Here is a 19,714-nt window from a genome sequence, read left to right as displayed (position 1 = left end):
TTAATGAGCCCTACAGGAATTTGACGAGCGAGAGCTGCGCGAGCTTCGAGGTCGTCTGATAGGACGCCTGGAGTGCGTTCTGGAGCGAAAGGATCTCGCTCGCCACCTGGTCCGGCGAGGCCGACTCCGCCTGGTCGATGATGGTCTGGAGTTGGGCCTTGGCCTGGGTCTGCCGCGTGGTCGCATCCTTCATCGTGTTCTGGGCCATCGCGATGTCGGTCTGGATGTCCTCGATACGCTGCTGCCCGGGCTGCTGGGTCAGCGCCTGGGTCGTGCGCAGGCTGAGCGCCGCAACCTGTCCGCCCGAATACTGTCCGGTCGGCGAGGTCGAGAACGTCCCGAACACGGCGGTCGCCTGCAGCTGCCGGCGGATCGCATCCTCATTGGCCTGCGCGCCATATTGCACGGTGATGGAATCGTCGACCCGCGCCATTGCGGTCGAGCGGGGCGAGCCGGGGCCGTCATTGCCCTGGTACCATTTCACGGTATTGGCCGAGCCGTTCACCAGGCTGGTCGCGGAGCTCGCCGGCGAAGAGCCGACGCGCAGCGGCGGCTGCGTGGCGGTGATCGGCGACGAACTGTATCCGAGCGAACCGAGCGCTCCCGTATTCGAACTCGTGATGTTCAGGCTAGCAGCATCGTCGGTATTGATCGTGATCGCGCCGCCATGGACCGTCGAGGGCTTCGAAGTCCCCGTGATCTGGTCGATCTTGCCGAGCAGGCTCTGGATGCTGTCGGTGACGTTGATCTGGTTGCCGGTCGCGCCTGAATTGACGAAGGTGAGCGTGGTGCCGTTGACGGTGATGCTGTCGCCGGCGACGAAGCCGGGCGAGATCGAGTCCGAGGGGCTCGTCCCGGACAGCGCCGTCGCGCCGGTGATCGGCGCAGGCGTCGCCGCCTGGTTGTTCACGGGCGCGCCGATCGCCGAGCTCGCGGTGTTGAAGAAATTGTCGCCGGCGACGATGGCGGATGCCGCCACCAGCGAGGTGTTGGCGAGCTTCTGGATCGCGGTGTTGAGCGCCGTATTGAGGTTCGAGGCGGTGTTGGCAGGGGTGGTCGTATCGATCGCGAAGCTGCCGACCGGCGTCGGCGTGGCCGTGGATGCGGTCAGGTCGATCTGCTCGGTCGTGCCGTCCGGCAGCGTGAACTTGAGGCTCAGCTTGTCGCCGTTGCTCGGATTGGTGCCGTTGAGATCGACCGAGAACGACACCGGCGAGCCGCTCGGCCCGGTGACGGTCGCACCCGTCAGCGTCGAGGAGACCGCGGCGATCTTGAGCCCGAACGGCGAGCCGGCGGCGTCCTCCGACACCTGCACTGAGCTCGGTGTCGGCTGTGTCTGCACCAGCCGTCCCATCCCATTGGCACCGAGATCGGCGGCCTGGCGCTCCGCCATCACGGTCTTGAAGCCGGCCTGCGTGGTGGTGCCGTTGATGATGTCCCCGGCATCCGCGACCGGCTGCGTGTTGAAGGCGGTTCCCGAGAACAGATAGCGGTTGCCCGACTCCGTGTTGAGAACGCCGACCATCGAGCCGAACTGGGCCGCAGCGGTGTTCTGCGCGACAGTCTGTCCGTTGACGTTGAGGGACTGCGCGGTGTTCGCGGCGCCCGTCTGCACCGTGCTGCGGATCGTCGTCAGCGCCTGCAACGCCGTGTTGGCGAGGTTGATGTTGACGTTGACGTTGGTGATCGTATCCGTATAGGCGGCGATGTTGGAGAGCTGCGCGCGCGAGGCGATCGCGAAGCCCTCGTTGGTGCCCATCCCGGAATAATTCTGCGACAGCTTGCCGGTCGACAGCTGCGTCGACAGGTCGGTGAGCTGCTGATTGATGTTGCGGATCTGCGAGCCGAGAATCGACGAGGAGTAGTTGATGCTGCTGATCGACATGTTTCAGAGCCCTGTACTGGTTACACTTGAGCCTGGAGCAACGTGTTCATCATGCTCTGCACCACCGACATCACGTGGGCGTTGGCGGCATAGGCATTCTGGAGCTGGATCAGGTTCGACATCTCCGAGTCCAGGTTGACGCTGGAGGTCGAGTTGAACTTGGCTTGGAGCGTCGAGACCACTACGCTCTGGCCCTGCTGGAGCTGGGTCGCCTGGGTCGCGGCGTTGCCCTGGACGCTCAGGAACTGCTGGAGATAGTTCGAGACGCTGCCGGTGAAGGGCTGGCTCGCCGAGCCGAGACCGCTCTGCGGCGAATAGGAGAACACCGCCGAGGTGAGCTGCGAATAGAGATAGTCCGAGCGCGTGGTGTCGCCCGCGGGTGTCACCGGCGAGGTGCTGTAGACTGACAACCTGGTCGGATCGTTGACCAGCTGTGTGTTCACAGCGATGCGTCCGGCAAGGCCGGTCATCTGCGAGCCCGAGGCCGTGCTCGCGCCGGTATAAAGCGCCTGGCCGCCGTCGGTGAACAGCGGCAGCTGCGGACCACCGGAGGTTAGCGAGGAGACGGTCTTGGTGCTCGACGCCGAATTGATCTTGGCGAGACCGCTGTTGTCGTCCGTGACGCGCAGCGTCGTCGCGGTGGCCGGCGACGGGGCGGCGGCGAACGACAAATGCGAACTGGAGAGCGCGGTGTTGAGCGCCGAGGCGATCGCGCCCATGCCGCCGGAGAAGTTCACCCCGATCTGCATCGGGTTGGCGTTGGTGGCGTTCTGGAGCGGCAGCGCCGCGGGATCGGTCACATTGACAAGCGTGATCTGGCGCTGCGTGTTGGTGGTCGTGTCCGTGTAGGTGATGTTGACACTGTTGCCTGGCGCTGCCCCGGCAAGGTCAAGGTCGAAGCCGGCGGGTGGGCCGGAGACCGCGCTGCCGGCCGTCGTCTTATCCGAGAGTGCGCTCGACATTGTCGCGGCGAGCTGGTCGATCTGGTTCTGCGCCTGCACCAGCGTCTGGTCGCGCAGCTTCAGATCGGCCGCGATCTGGCCCGAAGACACTACGTTGTTGGCGACGACGTCGACCTGCGAGCCGTTCGGTAACTTGATGTTGAGCGCACCCACGCCGGACTTGGCCGGATCGATGTTGTAAAGCGAGGTCGCCGACAGCGCGCCGGCGGACGCAAAGGTGAATTGCGAGGCGAGCCCGGCGCCAACGAGCTGGATACCGGTTGTGGTGTAGATGTTGGCCTGGTTCGAACCATCGGTGGTGACGCGGACGTCGACATATTTCGACAGCGTATTGATGGCCAGGTCGCGCTGGTCCATCAACGTCGCGGCCGAGGGATCGTTTGCCGACAGCCCCTGGAGCTTGGTGTTGATGTCGGCGACCTGCTGCATCGCCGCATTGGCCTGCTGTGCCGAGCTGCCGAGATCCTGCTCGACATTGGAGCGCAGCGACTGGATGCCCTTGGTGGTGACGTTGAGCTGCTGCGCCAGCGCCTGCGCCGCCCCAACGGCAACGGTCTGCGCCGACGAAGAGCCGGCGCTGGTCGAGAGTGCCTGTAAAGCCGTGGTGAAATTGTTCAGTGCGGTTTCGAGCGTACCGCTGTTGCCGGGCGTGCCATAGACATTCTGAAGCTGCTTCAGGATGTTGGCCATCTGGTCGGCGTAGCCGCTGCCGCCGGTCTCGGTGCGCAGCTGGTTCAGCACGTAGGTGTCGAGTTCCCGGCTGACGCCGGTCGTCATCACCGTCGAGCCAAAGTCGCCGGTGGTGACCTCGATCTGGTTCGGAGTCTGGACGACGTAACCCGGCGTCTGCGAATTGGCGACGTTCGAGGAGACGATCGAGAGCGCGGCCTGATTGGCACGCAGACCGCTCATCGCGCTGGCAAGGGCTGAACTCAAACCCATGTTGACTAGCCGCCTTTGGTTACGTTACGCGTCGATCAGCGCAACACGTTCAAGAGATCCTGGACCATCGAGTTCGCCGTCGTGATCACCTTGGTGTTGGCCGAATAGGCCTGCTGGGTCACGATCAGCTTGGTGAATTCGTCGGCGATGTCGGTGTTGGACCCTTCCAGCGACGAACCGCTGATGGTGCCCGAAGCGCCGTCGATGGCATTTCCCGACTGTTCGGTCGCGGCATAAGCGCCGCCGTCGAGCGCCTTCAGGTAGTTGGTGCCGTTGAAGTGCGACAACGATACCTGTGCAAGATCGAGGTTCTGGCCGTTGGAAAAGGTGCCGACCACGAGGCCATTGTTGTTGACGGCGACCGAGCGGAGCTGACCGGCGGCGTAACCATTCTGGGTGATGGTGTTGATGGTCACCGCGCCGCTGGTGCTGGCATATTGCGTCAGCCCGCCCGAGGAGATGTTGAAGGCGACCGAGCCGAGCGACTGGCCGCTGACGCTGACATTGTTGATGGTGATGCCGGAGCCGCTCGGCGAAGTCAGCGAGCCGTCGCTGGCAAAGGTGAAGGCCTGTCCGGTATTGACCCAGCCGACCGTCGTGCCGGTCGCATTCGGGTCGGTCTGATAGAACAGGTTCCAGCTATCGGTATGACCCGCGCCCAGCGACGCGCTGTCGGTCTTGGCCCAGCGCAATTGCAGGTTCACCGGCGTGCCGGCGGCGTTGTAGGCGGTCACCGCGCCACCGCTGATCGATTCCTTGGTGAAGGTGGCGATGTCGTTGCCGATCACGCCGCCGGTGCCGGCGGTGCCGCCACCGTCACGATTCTTGGTGATGGTCGAGGTGAAGCCGAGCGCGGCGAAGGCCGCACTGTTGGAGCTGGACACCTGCAGGTTGGAGACGGTGCCGGTGTTCAGCGTAATCACGCCGCCGCTGCTGATCGATGAGCCCGAGGCGCCGGAGAGCGCGTCGATCTTGCCGAGCAGGGTCGTGATGTTGTCGGTGATGTTGATCTGGTTCGGACCGGAGGCACCCGAGGCCATGAAGGTCAGCGTCTGACCGTTGACGGTGATCGTGTCGGCGGGCGGGCCTGCCGAAAAGCCCGATGAAAGAACCTCGGCGCCGCCGGCGGTCGCACTTCCGCTCAGCACCGTGGCGCCCGAGATCGCGGGCGAGGACAGCACGTTGCCGCCGCGCGTCACGCTGCTGAGGCCGAGAGCCGTGGCTGCCGTGCCGCTGTTGACCGCCACGTCGACGCCGGTGCCGGTCGATATCACGATGTTGCCGCTGGCAGACAGCGATGCCGTGACGCCGGCGCCGCCGGCGGTCTGGATCGCGCTCAGGATGCTGGCCACCGTGGCCGTTGTGCCCGCACCGAGGCCGATCGTGGTGTTGCTGCCGACCGTCGAGACCGTGGTGCCGCCGTTGAAGGTGATCGTGTTGCCGTTGATGGTCAGCGTCTGGCCGCTCAGCGCGGTGAGGATGCTGGACGCCAGATGCGTGCCCACGGTGTTGTCGAGGGAGGTGGACGTCGAGGCCACCGCGGACGAGTTGTTCTGGAGCGCAACCGTGCCGGTCCCGGTCGTTGACGAGTAGGCCGAGCGGATATTGCCGGTGGCGGCTGCGCCGGACACCGTCGCGTTGGTATAGGGCGCTGGCGGCGTGCCCACCGGCAGCGGGTTGGCGGTGAAGTCCGATGGATTGAGGCCGCCGGCCGCGAGCAGCGAGCCACTTGCCGCCGTGGTGCTCGCTACCGTATTCGGCTGGGTCGGCAGGTTCGCCGCGTACTGGATCGAGGTGGTCGCCTGCGCCGGGATGAAGTTGTTCTGGAATTTCAGTACGGTCGCCACATTGCCCTGCGGATTGCCGGTCTTCGGGTCGACCGTGACGCCCATCAAATAGTAGCCGGCGCCGTTGACCAGGTTGCCGTTGGCATTGAGTTGGAAGTCGCCGCGCCTCGTGTAGTAGGTGACGCCGCTGAACACCGGCGAGTTGTCGACGATGCCGGTCGCCTTCTGGATCGAGAAGAAGCCGTCGCCGGTGATCGCCATATTGGTGGCGACGGTTGAGCCGGAGATCGTGCCCTGCGTGGTGATGGTCGCCTTCGCGTTGGCCGTCACGCCGCCCGCGACCTGCTTGCTCGGCACGGAGGAGTCGGGAATGAGGTCGACGAAGCTGGTCCCGATGCCCTTGTAGCCGGTGGTGGATGAGTTCGCGATGTTGCCGGAAATGTTCTGAAGCGCGTAGGACTGCGCCTGCAGGCCACCCACCGAGGTGTTCATTGCATCGAAGATACCCATAACTTTGTCTCCAAATCCGATCTCGGCGGCCGGTCGACCAGGGCCGCAGTCGGAGGAGACAGTCGCAAGGGCTATGCCAATGCGGGTATTCTCATGAAATCAATGACTTGAGAAAAGATACCCCGGTCGGGCGACCGGGGCACAATTGCCGGGCCGGCAACAATTGCCGGGATCATTCTAGGTTGCGGACGCCGCCGCCGGGTGGAAGACCAGCGCGAAGCCATCGATGCAGTAGCGCAGCCCGGTCGGCTTCGGACCGTCGTCGAAGACGTGGCCGAGATGGCCGCCGCAGCGGCGGCAATGCACCTCGGTGCGGAGCATGCCGAACGTGCGGTCCTCGGTCTTGCCGACATTGCCCTCGATCGGCTGGTAGAAACTTGGCCATCCCGTACCGCTCTCGAACTTGGTGTCGGACGCAAACAGCGGCAGGTCGCAGCCGGCGCAGGCGAACACGCCCTTGCGATGCTCCTTCAAGAGCGGGCTCGAGCCGGGCCGCTCGGTGCCTTCCTTGCGCAGGATTTCATATTGCTGCGGCGTGAGCTGGGCGCGCCACTCGGCGTCGGTCTTCTCGATCTCGAACTTCCCGGCGGCCTTGTCGCCAGCCTCGGCCGGGGTCGCTCTCAGCCAGCGGAAGGCCGCAAGGCCAAACAGGCCGGCGACGGTCGTCAACAGAATGCGGCGGTCAAACATCTCATTCTCCGTGCGCAGAAGTCCCACGCCTGAGATACGGGCTCTAACGGCCGACGTTACACTTTCGGGCGGACTTTTCTCTCAATTTACTGCGAGAGCCCCTAGTCGTGGGGAACCGGTTCGGGGGCCTTGGCCGCGGGCGATTCCGGCCGGGGGACCGGAGCGGCTGGTCGCGGCCGGCCGTTGGGCTGCGGACGGCGCGGGCCGGTGCCGGCAGCCTGGTTGGCCTCGGCCAGCCGCGCCTCGCGCTCCCTGTCCTTGACCCGCGCCCGTTCGCGGTAGCGGGCGAGCGAGCCGGCGGCGGCGGAGCTCGCCCTGCCCCAGATTCCGACCAGCTGGCCGGCGACCCGCCCGGTCGCCCCGCCCGCCCATACCAGTTCAAACGGTGAGAACAGCCGCCAGCGCTCGTCGCCCCACAAGATGCTGCGCGCGATCATCTGCCCGGCCATGGCGGAGGTGTTCATGCCCTGACGTCCGAACCCGCTCGCCACCCACAGGCCTTTGCGCAACTGGCCGATCTGCGGCATGCCGTGCACGGTCTGGCCAGTGGCGCCGCCGAACGTCTCGGTGATCTCGACATTGCCGAGACCGGGGAAGATGGTGCGGATCCTGCGACTGACGGCACCGGCAAAGCGCTGCGGGCGCGCCGCCCAGGTCATCTCCGGGCTTTCCCACATCAGGCGGTCGCCATCGATGATGCGGAAATGATCGACCCCGTCGGAATCCATCACCGATCCCTTGAAGGCGATGATCTCATGCACGCGCTCGCCGAGCGGCGCGGTGACGCCGGCATAGCGCCAGACCGGCAGCAGCGTCTCCGACAGCCGCTTCAGCGGCGCACCGAGATGGATGTTGCCGGCAAGCACGATGTGGGTGGCGCGCAGACGCGCCGAAGGCGTGACGATGCGCTTGCGGATGCCGGAATGATCGATGCTGACGACCGGAGTGTCCTCGAAGATGCGCGCCCCCGCCCGCCGGGCCAGCGCCGCGAGGCCATGCACGTATTTGCGGCCGTCGACGTGAAACGCCTTGGGATAGTAGACGCCGTGGAAGTAGCGATCGGTCTTGAGCACGTCGCGGACACGATCGGCCTGCCAGCCCTCGACCTCGGTGTCGAAATCCTCGGTGAGCATCTGCAATCGGCTGATCAGCCGGTCACCGCCATCGACGTTGGAGACCTCCAGCACACCGTCGCTCGGGCCGATGCCCGGCATGTTCGCTTCTGTGGCGTTGGCGCGGACGAACTCGGCCCCCTCCTTCGACAGCGTCCACAATTCGCGTGCGTCCTCGAAGCCGATGCGCTCCATCAGCTCGGTGAGCGGCAGCGCAAAGCCCGGCATCACGGTGCCGAGCTGGTTGCCGGAGGCGTTCCAGCCGATATGGCGGCCCTCGAGCACCGCGACGCTGGCCCCGAGCCTGGCCGCCTCGAGCGCGATGGAGAGCCCGGCAAGCCCTGCCCCGATGACGCAGATGTCGGCATCGAGGTCAAACGACAGCCGGACGCGCTCGCGCAAGCCGGCTTCTTCCTGGGACACGCTTGTGAAAGTCTCGCTCATGTCGTTTTCTTAAAGGACTATGCGGGCGCTTGCCACCTTGTCCTCAACCGGCGCCTGTAGATTATCCTTTTAGATTATCCTGGACGTGTAACGATTCGAGAATGCCATGCGCCGTTTGATGCTGCTGCGTCACGCCAAGACCGAGACTGACGCGTCAAGCGGCCGTGACCGGGATCGCCGGCTCGACGACCGCGGTCACAAGGATGCCGCAGAGATCGGCGACTGGATCGCCGCCCATCCGCCCTTCCCCGATGCCGTGCTGGTGTCTCATGCCGTCCGGGCCCGGCAGACTTGGGACATCGCCTGGGAGGCGATGCAGGACCGCGTCGCCGCGCCGCAGGTCGAGATCCTGCCCGAACTCTATGGCGCCGATCCGGCGCAGATCCTGGAGACTGTTCGCACTGCAACCATCCCGGCAAATCCCAGGCGGCTGATGCTGGTTGGCCATAACCCCGGCATGCACGAGGTCGCGCTGATGCTGATCGGCAGCGGCGATCCGGCCGGCGCCAAGGCGCTCGCCCACAATCTGCCCACGGCGGGGCTTGCGATCTTCGACTTTGACGTCAAGGATTGGGGTGACGTGGCCTACCGCCGCGGCAAACTGGTGCTGTTCGTCAGCCCCAAGCTGCTTCGACTGGGATGAGACGCGCGGGCGCCGTCTCGACCAGTCGGTGTCACTTGATCGCAAGACCTGCTGACCGCAAGATCGCTGACCGCAAGACTCGCCCACTGCAAAGACTCGCTCACTGCAAGACTCGCTGACCGCAAGATCGCTGACTGGAAGATTTGGAGGCGCAGATGTTCAAGTCCATCCTCGTGCCCATCGACCTCGCCGACACGGAGCTGGCAAAGCCGGCGATCGCAACCGCGGCAACGCTGTCGCAGACCTGGAGCGGCACGGTGCGCCTGCTCAACGTGCTGCCGATGACGCCGGTGATGCTCGCCGAATACGTCCCGGCCGATTTTGACGAGCAGCAGCGCCAGACGTCGGAGGAAGCGCTCGCGATCGTTGCACGCGAATCCGGCATCGACGCCACGCGCATCTCGAGCGTGGTGCGCCAGGGCGGCATCTATCACGAGATCCTGGAGGAGGCGGCGCACGTCAAGGCCGACCTGATCGTGATGACCTCGCACCGGCCGGCGATGCGCACCTATTTCCTCGGCTCCAACGCCGGGCATGTCGTGCGCTATGCCAAGTGCTCGGTGCTGGTGGTCAGGCACTGAGCTCGGAGCAATATCTTGAAGCAATGGTGGCGGAGATGGACCTATGAAGTCCCGCTCGCGTTCGGCGATGCACTGTGGGAGGTGCTCGTCGTACAATTGGCGGCGTTGCTGGACAGACTGACGGTGCGGAAGGTCATCGCCTTCATTCCCATCGCTATCCTCGTCCTTGCCTACTATCACAGGATCCCGATTCCGCCGGAGCTGATGCTGGTCGGCGATCTCCTCGCCTATATCGACATCTTCTCGGCGCTGTTCCTGCTCGGCGTGCTGAGCCGCGTCACCACGATTCTGTTCGTCGTCAAACAGGCCGCCACGCGCATCGCGACGTTCACGGGCAACGTCGCTGCGCACTTGCCGCGCCTGGATGTACGGCATCGGCGCCAACGCGGCGCCGCGACAAGGCCTCACCGCAAGCCCGACCGCTCTGAAGACGATCGAGCTCTTGGCGGAGCGTGGGACCAGGCCGCCTTCGCCTGATCCATCTGCGCTCGTAGCCTGGATGGAGCGCAGCGCAATCCGGGGCCGCTGTGTCCGCTGGCGATGACCCCGGATTACGCTGCGCTCCATCCGGGCTGCAAGACCTTGCGTTACCCCACACTTGGTCATTGCGAGGAGCTCGCGACAAAATTGCGTAGCAATTTTGCGCTGATGCGACGAAGCAATCCAGACTGGCGCCATGGAGGGATTCTGGATTGCTTCGCTGCGCTCGCAATGACGATGTGGAGACACGTATTTCGCTACGCCCGGCTCCGCCGGACGTAGCGAAAGGACGATCAGAGATACCGCGTCAGCTCGGCTTTGACCTGCCCGTAGACGGCGTCCTCGATCTGGCTGCGCGTGATCCCGATGTCGCGCAAAGCGCGGTCGTCGAGCTCGTTCAGCGTCTTGACGGCGGAGCGGTGCTCCAGGCGCTCGAACAGCGCATAGGCGCCGTTGGCGAGCGTGCGGAAAAATCCGCCCGATGAGGAGGGGCGTAAACTCCGCCCGGCGGTCTGCGAGATCGTGGTCATTTTCCTTCTCCGGCCTAAACGTCCCGCGCGGCGAAGCAGATGCCGTTGGCGCAAACGCGGGAAGCGCCTGCACCTCATTTGCCTTCGGATTGCTCTCGCTCACCTCGGCTCAATCGCGGAACTTGATGGAACCTAAATGCTCCAGTACAATGCTCGGTACAAGGAAAACATTGCTCTCGGTGCAATAATGTCCAAGTTCGAGTACGTGAAGCTTGCCGATGCCATTGCCGCCGATATCTCTAACGGCACGTTAAGACCCGGCGACCGGCTGCCGCCGCAGCGCAATTTTGCCTATGACCGCGGCATCGCGGTCTCAACCGCGAGCCGGGTTTATACCGAGCTCTTGCGCCGCGGGCTTGCCGTCGGCGAGGTCGGCCGCGGCACCTTCATCTCCGGCGACGTCAGGCGCGAAGTCGAGACGATGAGCGAGCCTCGCGATGCGCGCATCGACCTCGAGGTCAATTACCCGCTTTTGCCGCAGCAATGGGCCATGATCGCCAAGAGCCTTGCGGGACTGGAGCGCGTCGATGCGCTCGAATCCGCGCTGCGCGTCTCGACCAGCACCGGCACCAAGAGCGCGCGCAATGCAGCCGCCGCCTATCTCGCGCGCAAGGACTTCACGCCGCAGGCCGAGCAGATTGTCTTCACCGCCAACGGCAAGCAATCGCTGGCGGCCGCTATCGCAGCCCTCGTTCCCACCGGCGGCCGCTGCGGCGTCGAGGCGCTGACATATCCCTACGTCAAGAGCATCGCGGCGCGGTTAGGTGTGACGCTGGTCCCGATTCCGATGGACGAGCACGGCGCGCGGCCCGACGCGATCCAGAAGGCGCATCGCGAGGCACATCTGTCGGCGCTGTATCTCCAGCCCATCATCCAGAATCCGCTCGGCGTCACCATGAGTCCGACACGGCGCGCCGACATCATGCGTGTCGCCGAAAAACTCGACCTCACCATCATCGAGGATACCGTTTACGGCTTCCTTGCCGACGACACGCCGCTTGCGGCACTCGGACCGGACCGCTGCATCGTGATCGACAGCCTGTCCAAGAAGGTCGCGCCGGGCCTTGCGCTCGGCATCCTGGTCGCGCCGCCGCGCTTGCGCGAAAGCGTGATGAGTTCAGTGCGGACCGGCGGCTGGATCGCCTCCGGCCATGCGCTCGCGGCCGGACAGCGCCTGATGGCCGACGGCACTGTTGCCGAGCTGACGCGGCTGAAGCGGATCGACGCCGCCCGTCGCCAGCAGACCGCAGCAAGGCTGCTCGCCGGCTACCAGATCGGCGCCGATCCCCGCTCCTATCATCTCTGGCTGACGCTGCCACCGCATTGGCGCTCGCAGACTTTTGTCGCGGCCGCAGCCCGGCGCGGCATTGCGCTGACGCCGTCCTCGACCTTCGCGATCGCGCATGGCCACGCGCCGAATGCAGTGCGGCTCGCGCTCGCCCCACCCTCCCCCGAGCAGCTCGATTCCGGCCTGCGCACCATCGTGTCGCTGCTCGGCACCAAGGAGGAGGATTTCGACTCGACGGAGTAGCGATTCCTCTACGGCAGCAAGGACCGAGGCACGCGATCGAAGTCGTAGCCCTGCGGCTGATTGCGCAGCACGAAGCCGCCGACCTGCCAGGCAAACAGCGCGGCAAATCCAACGATGAACAGCGCGCCCGCGAATTCGCCGATGATCAGCGCGCGGATCAACAGTCCCGTCATCGCGGCCGCCAGGGCCGCCAGGAATGCCAGCACCGCCGCATAGGTCTTGCGGCCGAGGCCCGCGGTCAACTCGGCCCGGCTGCCCGCCGTCGCCATTCGCGCATGCAGCTCCAGGATGAAATCGCGAAAACCGTTGTCCTGCGGCGCCATCAGTGCGGCGGTCTGCCAGCTCGTCGACAGAATCGCGATGCGGCCGCCATCGGCGTGGCGCACATCGGCGCGAAAGCGGTGCTGCTGCATCGACACCGGGCGGAACGACAGCCGGATCGCGCTGATCTCGTCATAGCGCCAGACGCCCGAACGGCCGCCGATCTGCCAGGACAGGCCTTCATCGGTCAGCTCGAAGCGATGCGCCGAGCCGATCAGCGACGCCTTGTAGGCGTAGCTCGTGGCTGAAGCGGGCCGCGCCTCGGAAAGCTGCATCTTCACGATCGATCCCGTCCGCGCAATCCCGTCAGCGATCCGCTTGCGCGATCGCCCTTGCCCATCCTACAAGCGGGGCATGGCTGAGACGATCTTTTTTCCGCGCCGGCTGATTCTCGGCGCCGCCGTGATCTCCGGCGTGTTGCTCGCGCTCGCGGTGCACATGCTCGGCGCACGCTACGGACTCGACCTCGGCGGCCTCTGGCGCTCCGACACCCATGAGTTCATGCCGGCGGGCGCGGCGATCGCCTGGTGGCTGATCGCAACCGTCGGCTTCTCGGGCGGCTATTTCACGGCGACACTGATGCAGAGCGCCGTCTCCGGCCAGATCCCGCAAAGGATGCGGCAATTCCTGATCGCGGTCGGGGTGCTTCTGCTCGCGGGCGCAGGGCAAGCGGCCTCGGCGCCGAGCCCGATCCCCACCGTGTCCGGCGTGCTGGCGGGCCTTGCCGCACTCTGTCTCGGCGCGGTGATGGCGTTCTGCGGCGCGCATTTCGCGCTGCGCCGCGCGTAAGTCCCGGACAGCTTAGGCGGAAGGCGCGTCGCCTCCACCGTTTGCTCACATTGTTCGTCCTCGCGCCTGTGCGCCGAGCCGATCGCGGCGGCGGCCAGCAGCAGGACCACTGCCGAAATGGCGAGTGACAGATGCAAGCCTTCCATGAACGCGCCTTCGCCTGCGATCAGCGATCCGAACAGCGCCGCCATGGGCAAGACGCTTGGCGGCGGTGTTGCCGAGCTGGTCGAGCGCGGTGTTGACGATGGTGACATCGAGCTGGACCACCCCATAGCCGAGGCTCATGGCGGCCAATGTGAGAGACGTCGCAAGACCCGTCGCGCGCGGGGCGCTTCTGGAGTCGTCGAAGGCTTCGAATTTGAATGTATCGGCTCGCATGCTGCACCTCGATCGCAGCCCCATGCGAAACATACGCCTCCGGTGCACCATCATATTTCGAGAATGGCCGAAGGATAGATGCCAAAAAGAAGCCAAAGGATGGATGCCAAAAAGAAAAAGAAAGCGCCGCGCGTCGGCCGCGCGGCGCTTTCCTGGCTATACTCTCGCTAGCTGGCCGCGCGCAGGTTCACCTTGCTTTCGGCAAGCGAGGTGAGCTTCTTGTCGGTCGCCTTCTCTTCCTCGAGGGTCTTGGCGAGCACGGTGGCGCAGTCGTTGCGGCCGAGCTGCTTGGCCCAGGCGATCAGGCTGCCGTAGCGCACGATCTCGTAATGCTCGGCGGCCTGCGCCGCGTTGATGAGCGCGGCGTCGAGCACGGCCTTGTCGGCGACTTCGCCCGCGGTTTCGTCGGCCTCCTCGATGATGCCGTCGATCGCCGGGCAATCGACCGCCTTCACTTGCGCGCCGTGCATCTTGAACACTTCCTCGAGGCGCTTGACGTGCTGCCTGGTTTCATCGAGGTGCGTCAAAAAGCCCTGCTTCAACTGCGGATCGGTGGCCTTATCTGCCATTTTTGGCAGTGCTTTGGTGAGCTGCTGCTCGGTGTAGTAGATGTCCTGCAGCTGATGCACGAACAGGTCGTTCATGGTCTTGATGTCTTTTGTGAACAGTCCCATCGTTCCAATCCTCGCACATTCCGGAACAGGACAGCACGGCTCGTACACGAAACCGCATCCTGCCCTGTTCGATTGCTGATGCGGCGCTAACCGGCACGCCGCGACGATGTTCCGAAAAAAGCCTGCATCGCTTTGCGCTGGAACAATGCCGGCGGGGCGAAGATTTGACACCATATTGCTGCAAGGGCGTGATGTGAGCCGGCGATCGCGACTCAATGCTTAACGCGCCGCCAATGTGTACCAGGTATGACAAACGCAGCCGTCCAACCCAGAACCTATCCTTGTCAAGGGCTGCACAAGTCGCGGTTTTTGCCTTAATGAGCTAGAGGATGCCTAGCGATCGGCGCCCACCTTTGGCAACGATCGTGCCGACCGGCCAATGCTTGACCGGATCGGACTTGCCCCCGCCCGGGAGGATGAATGCACGGACTGCTGCCCGCGCTGAAACGCGGCTTCAAGAGATGGATTGGCTGGCGACGGCTCGGCATTGCCGCGAGCGTCTTCATCATAGCCTTGGCCATCGCGACGCTTGCGCGGACCCTCAAGGGCATCGATACCGGCGTCATCCTGACGGCGTTAACCGAGATTCCCCGCGGCAATATCGGGCTGGCCGCGATCTGCGTGCTTTTCGCGTTCTGCACGCTGACCTTCTACGACTTTTTTGCGCTGCGAACGATCGGCAAGAAGCACGTGCCCTATCGCATTGCAGCGCTCTCCAGCTTCACGTCCTATTCGATCGGCCACAATATCGGCGCAACCATGTTCACCGGCGGCGCGATCCGCTTCCGGATCTATTCGGACTATGGGCTGAACGCGATCGACGTCGCAAAAATCTGCTTCCTCTCCGGCCTGACCTTCTGGCTCGGTAACATCTTCGTGCTCTCGATCGGCATGGCCATCCATCCTGATGCCGCCTCCTACATGGATCAGCTCCCCTCGTCGATCAACCGGCTGATCGCATTCGGCGGCCTCGCCGCGATCAGCGCCTATCTGGTCTGGCTCTGCATGGGCGAGAAGCGCCGCGAACTCGGCCAGAAGGGCTGGAAGGTGGTGCTGCCGTCGGCGCCCCTGACGCTGGTGCAGATCCTGATCGGCGTGGTCGATCTCGGCTTCTGCGCACTGGCGATGTACCTGCTGGTGCCGGCCGATCCGCAGATCGATTTCCTGTCCCTCGCCGTAGTGTTCATCCTGGCGACGCTGCTCGGCTTTGCCAGCCATGCTCCCGGCTCGATCGGCGTATTCGATGCCGCCATGCTGGTGGCGTTGCCCGAATTCGGCCGCGAGCAGTTGCTGGCGACCCTCTTGGTCTTCCGCATCCTCTATTTCGTGATCCCGTTCGGTCTCGCCATCTCCATCATGGGCGCGCGCGAACTCTGGATGAACGTCGTGGAGCCCTGGCAGGAACGCCGACGGCTTGCGGAGGCATGCGCGCAGGCCAATTTGCCGAAGCAGGTGGCAGCGATGGAGCGCGAGCGGTCGCTACGGCAGGCCAAACGCTAAGCCGCTGGACGGCGGCTCGCAAAACCGTCAGACCAATGTGCAGGCGGAGAGCCGTTCCTCTCTTATTTCCGCCTCAACTTTGCCGTTGAAGACGCGGGCCATGATCCCTGTACCCCTTCGCTTCCTCTCCGCGGGCGCCCTGTTGCTTGCCGGAATTCTCATCGCTTTGCTGCCCGAACCCGCGGCTGCGCAGGACGCAGGCGCCATGCAGATATCTTGGGAGGTACGCAACCGTTTCCGGCTGTTCCGCGAGGAGCGCGACTTCCTGCTCCATGTCGAAAACGCTCGCAACCGCAGCATCCTCGCCGCCGAGCAGTCGCTGGAGCTTCAAAGCGAGGGGCGCGGCTGGGCCCGCAACATGGTCAACCGGCTCTGCATCGATCTCCAGGGCCGGGTCAACCAGCCCTGCACCCGCGACGACGTCAAAGAGAACTACCTCACCCCGGTCGACCACCCCGTCACCGTGCGCCTGACCGGCGCGGTGCCGGTCGGGGCCACCTGCGCCTGGTCGTTCGATGACGGCGACGGACCGCAAGCCTCGACCTTCGACTGCGCCGAGCCGGTCAACCTGCGCGTTCGTTACGGCAAACAGACTGTAGCGAGCGTCGACGTCTCCTCCGGCTCCGATCCGACCCAGCGTGTCCAGACCGAGATCCAGGTCCGCGACATCTTCGTCGCCGGCCTCGGCGACAGCATCGCCTCGGGCGAAGGCAATCCGGACCGCCCGCTGGCGCTGTCCGACGAGGGCTTCTGCTTCCGCTCCTATCTCGGCAGCGCTGGCGCGCAGTACTATCGACCAAGCCGCGCCGGCTTCAAGGGCGGGCGGGCCTGCGAGGCGCCGGATACGCTCGCCAACTGGCAGCGCTACAGCGCGCTCTGGTTCAATTCTCCCTGCCACCGTTCGCTCTATAGCTATCAGACCCGCACGGCGCTCGCGCTCGCGCTGCGCTACACCCACGTCGCGGTGACTTACCTGCCGCTCGCCTGCACCGGCGCCAGCATCGGCGATGGTCTGCTCGGCTCGCAGCGTGCCCGCGAATGCCCGCCCAGCAAGAACGGCGCCTGCCAGACCAGCGTGAGTGCGCAGGTCTCCGAGCTGCGCGAAGCGCTCACCGCCGCCAAGAAGCGCCAGCCCGACCGCACGCTCGATCTCGTGCTGCTCTCGATCGGCGCCAATGACGTCTACTTCTCCGGCCTCGTCGCCGACGTCATCGTCGATACTGCGACGGAGCGCGCGCTGTTCCGCCGCTCCGGCGTGATGGCAAGCGTCGACGATTCCCGCGATGCGCTGGCGCGCGAGCTGCCGCAGAATTTCGTCAAGCTGCGCGAGGCGCTCAAGCCGCTGGTCGGCGGCGACCTCTCGCACGTCGTCTACGTCTCCTATGCCAATCCGGCGCTGGCAGATGGCGGCGTGCCCTGCCGCGGCGGCCGCGCCGGATTCGACATCCATCCCGCCTTTAACGCCGATCCGCAGCGCCTCGCCCGCGTCTCGACCTTCGTCGACACCGAGTTCCTGCCGCAGCTGAAGGGCCTCGCCACCTGCACCAGCGGCGCGCTGTGCCGCGATCCCGAAGCCGATCGCATGACCTTCGTCGACACGCATCAGGCGGCCTTCGCCAATCACGGCTTCTGCGCCCATTCCGGCAACGATCCCGAATTCGACCGCACCTGCTTTGCCGAGAACGGCCAGAGCTTCAATCCGGACATCGTGAGCGCAGCGAGCCAGCCGATGCTGTGCGGCCGGAGCGCCTCCGAATATCGCGCCTACCTGCCGCGGGCGCGCTGGATCCGCGACGCCAATGACAGCTATTTTGCAGCGATGACCTATCCGCAAGGCTTGCCGGCCGCGAGCCAGCCGACCGACATCCACGACGCGACCTGGGGCGTGCTCTCGGCCGTCTATGGCGGCGCCGTGCATCCAACCGCCGAAGGCCACGCCGCGATGGCCGACGCCACGCTGCCGGCCGCGAGCGCCGCGCTCGGGCTGGATGCGGTGCCGCCCGGCGTAACGCGCGGACTGTTGCCGCAGCTGCTGCCGAGCGCGCAGCAGTAGCAAGGCGAGCTCTCTCCACATCGTCATTGCGAGCGCAGCGAAGCAATCCAGAGTCCCTCCGCGGAGAGATTCTGCGGCGCCTCGCCGCCGGTCCCAACTCGCAATGACGAGAGCGTAGTTCGCACAATCCACACCCACGGTGTCATCACCCGCCTTGTGCGCACTTGCGCACCGGGGCGGGTGATCCAGTACTCCGTGACGGCTGTGATTGAATCGAGAAGCCGCGGCGTACTGGATTCCCCGCCTTCGCGGAGGATGAACGGTCGCGTGAGGATCCCCTTACTTCCGTGTCGAGTTGCCGAAGTCAAACCCGAACGGATTTCCCTTCGCGATGTAGGCACGAGGCCCGATCCCGCTGTTGCCAGCGAAATAGCGTGGAGCCGCTTGATCGCCAGACTGCTCAGGGGCTTCCAGAGATAGCGAGACGGCACAGATGAATTTTGTCGGCTCATCGTTCTCGGTGCGGCAGAGTCCGCCGTTTTCAATCTTCCAGCGGTTGATGAAGACGGTTCCAGCGGCTTCGGCCGATAGATGCAAGAGGTCGGCGCCTTCCGGCGACTTGGGGATGGAGATCACAGTAATTCGTCCGTCGGGGCCATAGTACTCGCCTGCACGGCCGTCTGGCTTCCCGTCCGGACCGAGCCGCACCATCGTGTTTCCGATGATTTTTGAGGTCGCTTCAGCATCACTCAGCCCGACTGACCGCAGTGTCTTGCCGAAATCCTGGGTGTGCAGCGACAATGGGAGAGTGTCCGGTCGGAGAAGCTCAGGTTTTGGAACGGGATCGAAATTCGGAAAGATTGTTCCGTTCCCTTTGACAAGCTCGAACTTTCCCTTGATCAGATCATGATCAATCGGGTCGCTCGCCGCCCTGTCAGTTCCCGGCAAGGTAACACGACCAAGCACCTCGCCCTCGGCAACCTTCGTCGGATCGGAGCGCCGGGCAAAGGTGAGCTTGAGTTCGTGATCTTGACACTGCTCGTATTGATAGCTCTCGCAGAGCCGACCTTCCTTGAGCGCCACGAAGAGAAGCTCGCATCCGCCAGCCTCGCTGTGGAGTCTGATATCCCGGCGAGCGAGGCCGGACGGATCCCACCCGCGGCAACGATATTCGACCTGGTCCGACATAAAGTATCGGAACGTCGGGATCAGCTTGCTATCACCCACCGACCGCAGAGTGTTGCCGACGAGAACCTTGAAGGCTTCCGGGCCGCGAAGGGTTGCCGGCTTGTTCGCATCCGATGCGGCCGCACTGAGACCCTCCGGCGCAAACGTGATTGCGCTCAACAGCGCGGCAGTGAAAGCCCGACGCCACGATTGTGCCGTCGCAAAGGATTTCAAAAGAACGACGATTTGCGTCAGCATCCTTCCTCCCGCGCCAATACTCGATGCTAGCCACAATCGGCCTACAAGTACAGATTGCGCCTTGTCCGCCTGCTTCTTGGACGGGCCACTTGTCCACCCTCGCTGACGATTGAAAGCGGACCAGACGTCCGGCACTGCTCTCGCCGCCCATCGCTTCGATACTAGCTACGCACTGGCGCGGCAGTAGAAGCAAAAACGAACTCTCTCCACACCGTCATTGCGAGCGGAGCGAAGCAATCCAGAGTCGCTCCGCGGAGAGATTCTGGATTGCTTCGCCGTGCTCGCAATGACGAGATTGGACTTCGCACCCTCCACACGCATGTTGTCATCGCCAGCGAAGGCGGGCGATCCAGTACTCCGTGACAGACGTGATCAAATCGAGGCGCCGCGGCGTACTGGATTCCCCGCATTCGCGGGGAATGACAGCGGAGTACGTGGCGATCACGTCGCAAACTCCGCGTACGTTCCCACCACCTGCCGTTCCATCAATCCAAAAACGGCATCGATCGATACCCCCTTCAACTTGGACACTTTGCC

At 64.5% G+C, this 19,714-nt stretch carries 16 protein-coding genes and 1 pseudogene; 7 read left to right on the top strand and 10 right to left on the bottom strand.

Annotated features, from left to right (window positions below; all coding sequences use genetic code 11):
- Positions 1-10: 10 nt before the first annotated feature.
- The 5 genes from GWG65_RS03885 to GWG65_RS03865 form a co-directional block, all read right to left on the bottom strand.
- Positions 11-1,885: a flagellar protein gene (locus GWG65_RS03885; RefSeq protein ID WP_275194057.1), complete on the bottom strand. Its 1,875-nt coding sequence runs from the start codon at positions 1,883-1,885 to the stop codon at positions 11-13.
- Between the two features lie 20 nt (positions 1,886-1,905).
- Positions 1,906-3,789 carry a flagellar hook-associated protein FlgK gene (gene flgK / locus GWG65_RS03880; RefSeq protein WP_275194056.1) on the bottom strand — a complete coding sequence of 628 codons (1,884 nt, stop codon included), beginning with the start codon at positions 3,787-3,789 and terminating at the stop codon, positions 1,906-1,908.
- Positions 3,790-3,824: 35 nt separating this feature from the next.
- Positions 3,825-6,086 (bottom strand): flagellar hook-basal body complex protein, encoded by a 2,262-nt coding sequence (locus GWG65_RS03875; RefSeq protein WP_275194055.1) that lies wholly within the window; start codon positions 6,084-6,086, stop codon positions 3,825-3,827.
- A gap of 177 nt (positions 6,087-6,263) precedes the next feature.
- Positions 6,264-6,776 carry a peptide-methionine (R)-S-oxide reductase MsrB gene (gene msrB / locus GWG65_RS03870; protein WP_275194054.1) on the bottom strand — a complete coding sequence of 171 codons (513 nt, stop codon included), beginning with the start codon at positions 6,774-6,776 and terminating at the stop codon, positions 6,264-6,266.
- A gap of 101 nt (positions 6,777-6,877) precedes the next feature.
- Positions 6,878-8,332 (bottom strand): FAD-binding oxidoreductase, encoded by a 1,455-nt coding sequence (locus tag GWG65_RS03865; protein ID WP_275194053.1) that lies wholly within the window; start codon positions 8,330-8,332, stop codon positions 6,878-6,880.
- Between the two features lie 106 nt (positions 8,333-8,438).
- On the opposite strand from GWG65_RS03865, the gene GWG65_RS03860 reads away from it, so the two are divergent.
- The 3 genes from GWG65_RS03860 to GWG65_RS03850 all read left to right on the top strand — a co-directional run bounded on the left by GWG65_RS03860 (position 8,439) and on the right by GWG65_RS03850 (position 10,033).
- Positions 8,439-8,975, top strand: coding sequence for a histidine phosphatase family protein (locus GWG65_RS03860; RefSeq protein ID WP_275194052.1), 537 nt, complete (start codon positions 8,439-8,441; stop codon positions 8,973-8,975).
- Positions 8,976-9,130: 155 nt separating this feature from the next.
- Positions 9,131-9,556 (top strand): universal stress protein, encoded by a 426-nt coding sequence (locus GWG65_RS03855; RefSeq protein WP_275194051.1) that lies wholly within the window; start codon positions 9,131-9,133, stop codon positions 9,554-9,556.
- A 15-nt stretch (positions 9,557-9,571) separates the two neighbouring features.
- Positions 9,572-10,033, top strand: a complete 462-nt coding sequence (locus GWG65_RS03850; protein ID WP_275194050.1) for a hypothetical protein — start codon at positions 9,572-9,574, stop codon at positions 10,031-10,033.
- A 296-nt stretch (positions 10,034-10,329) separates the two neighbouring features.
- Here the strand turns inward: GWG65_RS03850 and GWG65_RS03845 are convergent, their stop codons facing one another.
- Positions 10,330-10,566 carry a DUF1127 domain-containing protein gene (locus GWG65_RS03845; RefSeq protein ID WP_148743837.1) on the bottom strand — a complete coding sequence of 79 codons (237 nt, stop codon included), beginning with the start codon at positions 10,564-10,566 and terminating at the stop codon, positions 10,330-10,332.
- A gap of 187 nt (positions 10,567-10,753) precedes the next feature.
- On the opposite strand from GWG65_RS03845, the gene GWG65_RS03840 reads away from it, so the two are divergent.
- On the top strand, positions 10,754-12,097 hold the full coding sequence (locus GWG65_RS03840) for a PLP-dependent aminotransferase family protein (protein WP_275194049.1): 1,344 nt from the start codon (positions 10,754-10,756) through the stop codon (positions 12,095-12,097).
- An 8-nt stretch (positions 12,098-12,105) separates the two neighbouring features.
- Here GWG65_RS03840 and GWG65_RS03835 read toward each other — a convergent pair whose 3' ends face one another.
- Positions 12,106-12,693 carry a hypothetical protein gene (locus tag GWG65_RS03835; protein ID WP_275194280.1) on the bottom strand — a complete coding sequence of 196 codons (588 nt, stop codon included), beginning with the start codon at positions 12,691-12,693 and terminating at the stop codon, positions 12,106-12,108.
- Between the two features lie 79 nt (positions 12,694-12,772).
- On the opposite strand from GWG65_RS03835, the gene GWG65_RS03830 reads away from it, so the two are divergent.
- A complete protein-coding gene (locus GWG65_RS03830) occupies positions 12,773-13,207 on the top strand; it encodes a hypothetical protein (RefSeq protein WP_275194048.1) in 435 nt (144 codons plus the stop codon).
- Positions 13,208-13,417: 210 nt separating this feature from the next.
- Here GWG65_RS03830 and GWG65_RS03825 read toward each other — a convergent pair.
- A pseudogene (locus tag GWG65_RS03825) lies at positions 13,418-13,585 on the bottom strand (MFS transporter); the annotation flags it as partial.
- Between the two features lie 167 nt (positions 13,586-13,752).
- A complete protein-coding gene (locus tag GWG65_RS03820) occupies positions 13,753-14,259 on the bottom strand; it encodes a ferritin-like domain-containing protein (RefSeq protein ID WP_275194047.1) in 507 nt (168 codons plus the stop codon).
- 420 nt (positions 14,260-14,679) lie between these two features.
- On the opposite strand from GWG65_RS03820, the gene GWG65_RS03815 reads away from it, so the two are divergent.
- Together GWG65_RS03815 and GWG65_RS03810 are read left to right on the top strand one after the other, a co-directional pair.
- Positions 14,680-15,759: a YbhN family protein gene (locus GWG65_RS03815; protein ID WP_275194046.1), complete on the top strand. Its 1,080-nt coding sequence runs from the start codon at positions 14,680-14,682 to the stop codon at positions 15,757-15,759.
- A 100-nt stretch (positions 15,760-15,859) separates the two neighbouring features.
- The gene (locus GWG65_RS03810; RefSeq protein ID WP_275194045.1) at positions 15,860-17,812 is read left to right on the top strand and encodes a hypothetical protein; all 1,953 of its coding nucleotides are present in this window, start codon (positions 15,860-15,862) and stop codon (positions 17,810-17,812) included.
- A 279-nt stretch (positions 17,813-18,091) separates the two neighbouring features.
- On the opposite strand, the gene GWG65_RS03805 is transcribed toward GWG65_RS03810, so the two are convergent.
- The gene (locus GWG65_RS03805) at positions 18,092-19,177 is read right to left on the bottom strand and encodes a hypothetical protein (protein ID WP_275194044.1); all 1,086 of its coding nucleotides are present in this window, start codon (positions 19,175-19,177) and stop codon (positions 18,092-18,094) included.
- Between the last annotated feature and the right edge of the window lie 537 nt (positions 19,178-19,714).

The sequence above is a fragment of the Bradyrhizobium sp. CSA207 genome, assembly GCF_029051685.1.
In the GTDB taxonomy this organism is placed as follows: Bacteria; Pseudomonadota; Alphaproteobacteria; order Rhizobiales; family Xanthobacteraceae; genus Bradyrhizobium.
Note: the sequence above shows the minus strand (reverse complement) of the source record. Positions and strands in the feature narration are given on the sequence as shown.

Coding starts and splice junctions, on each gene's coding strand:
- GWG65_RS03820 (WP_275194047.1), bottom strand. CDS start 14,259: ATGGGACTGTTCACAAAAGACATCAAGACCATGAACGACCTGTTCGTG.
- GWG65_RS03815 (WP_275194046.1), top strand. CDS start 14,680: ATGCACGGACTGCTGCCCGCGCTGAAACGCGGCTTCAAGAGATGGATT.
- msrB (WP_275194054.1), bottom strand. CDS start 6,776: ATGTTTGACCGCCGCATTCTGTTGACGACCGTCGCCGGCCTGTTTGGC.
- GWG65_RS03835 (WP_275194280.1), bottom strand. CDS start 12,693: ATGCAGCTTTCCGAGGCGCGGCCCGCTTCAGCCACGAGCTACGCCTAC.
- GWG65_RS03865 (WP_275194053.1), bottom strand. CDS start 8,332: ATGAGCGAGACTTTCACAAGCGTGTCCCAGGAAGAAGCCGGCTTGCGC.
- GWG65_RS03810 (WP_275194045.1), top strand. CDS start 15,860: ATGATCCCTGTACCCCTTCGCTTCCTCTCCGCGGGCGCCCTGTTGCTT.
- GWG65_RS03845 (WP_148743837.1), bottom strand. CDS start 10,566: ATGACCACGATCTCGCAGACCGCCGGGCGGAGTTTACGCCCCTCCTCA.
- GWG65_RS03840 (WP_275194049.1), top strand. CDS start 10,754: ATGTCCAAGTTCGAGTACGTGAAGCTTGCCGATGCCATTGCCGCCGAT.
- GWG65_RS03855 (WP_275194051.1), top strand. CDS start 9,131: ATGTTCAAGTCCATCCTCGTGCCCATCGACCTCGCCGACACGGAGCTG.
- GWG65_RS03830 (WP_275194048.1), top strand. CDS start 12,773: ATGGCTGAGACGATCTTTTTTCCGCGCCGGCTGATTCTCGGCGCCGCC.
- GWG65_RS03875 (WP_275194055.1), bottom strand. CDS start 6,086: ATGGGTATCTTCGATGCAATGAACACCTCGGTGGGTGGCCTGCAGGCG.
- GWG65_RS03805 (WP_275194044.1), bottom strand. CDS start 19,177: ATGCTGACGCAAATCGTCGTTCTTTTGAAATCCTTTGCGACGGCACAA.
- flgK (WP_275194056.1), bottom strand. CDS start 3,789: ATGGGTTTGAGTTCAGCCCTTGCCAGCGCGATGAGCGGTCTGCGTGCC.
- GWG65_RS03885 (WP_275194057.1), bottom strand. CDS start 1,885: ATGTCGATCAGCAGCATCAACTACTCCTCGTCGATTCTCGGCTCGCAG.
- GWG65_RS03860 (WP_275194052.1), top strand. CDS start 8,439: ATGCGCCGTTTGATGCTGCTGCGTCACGCCAAGACCGAGACTGACGCG.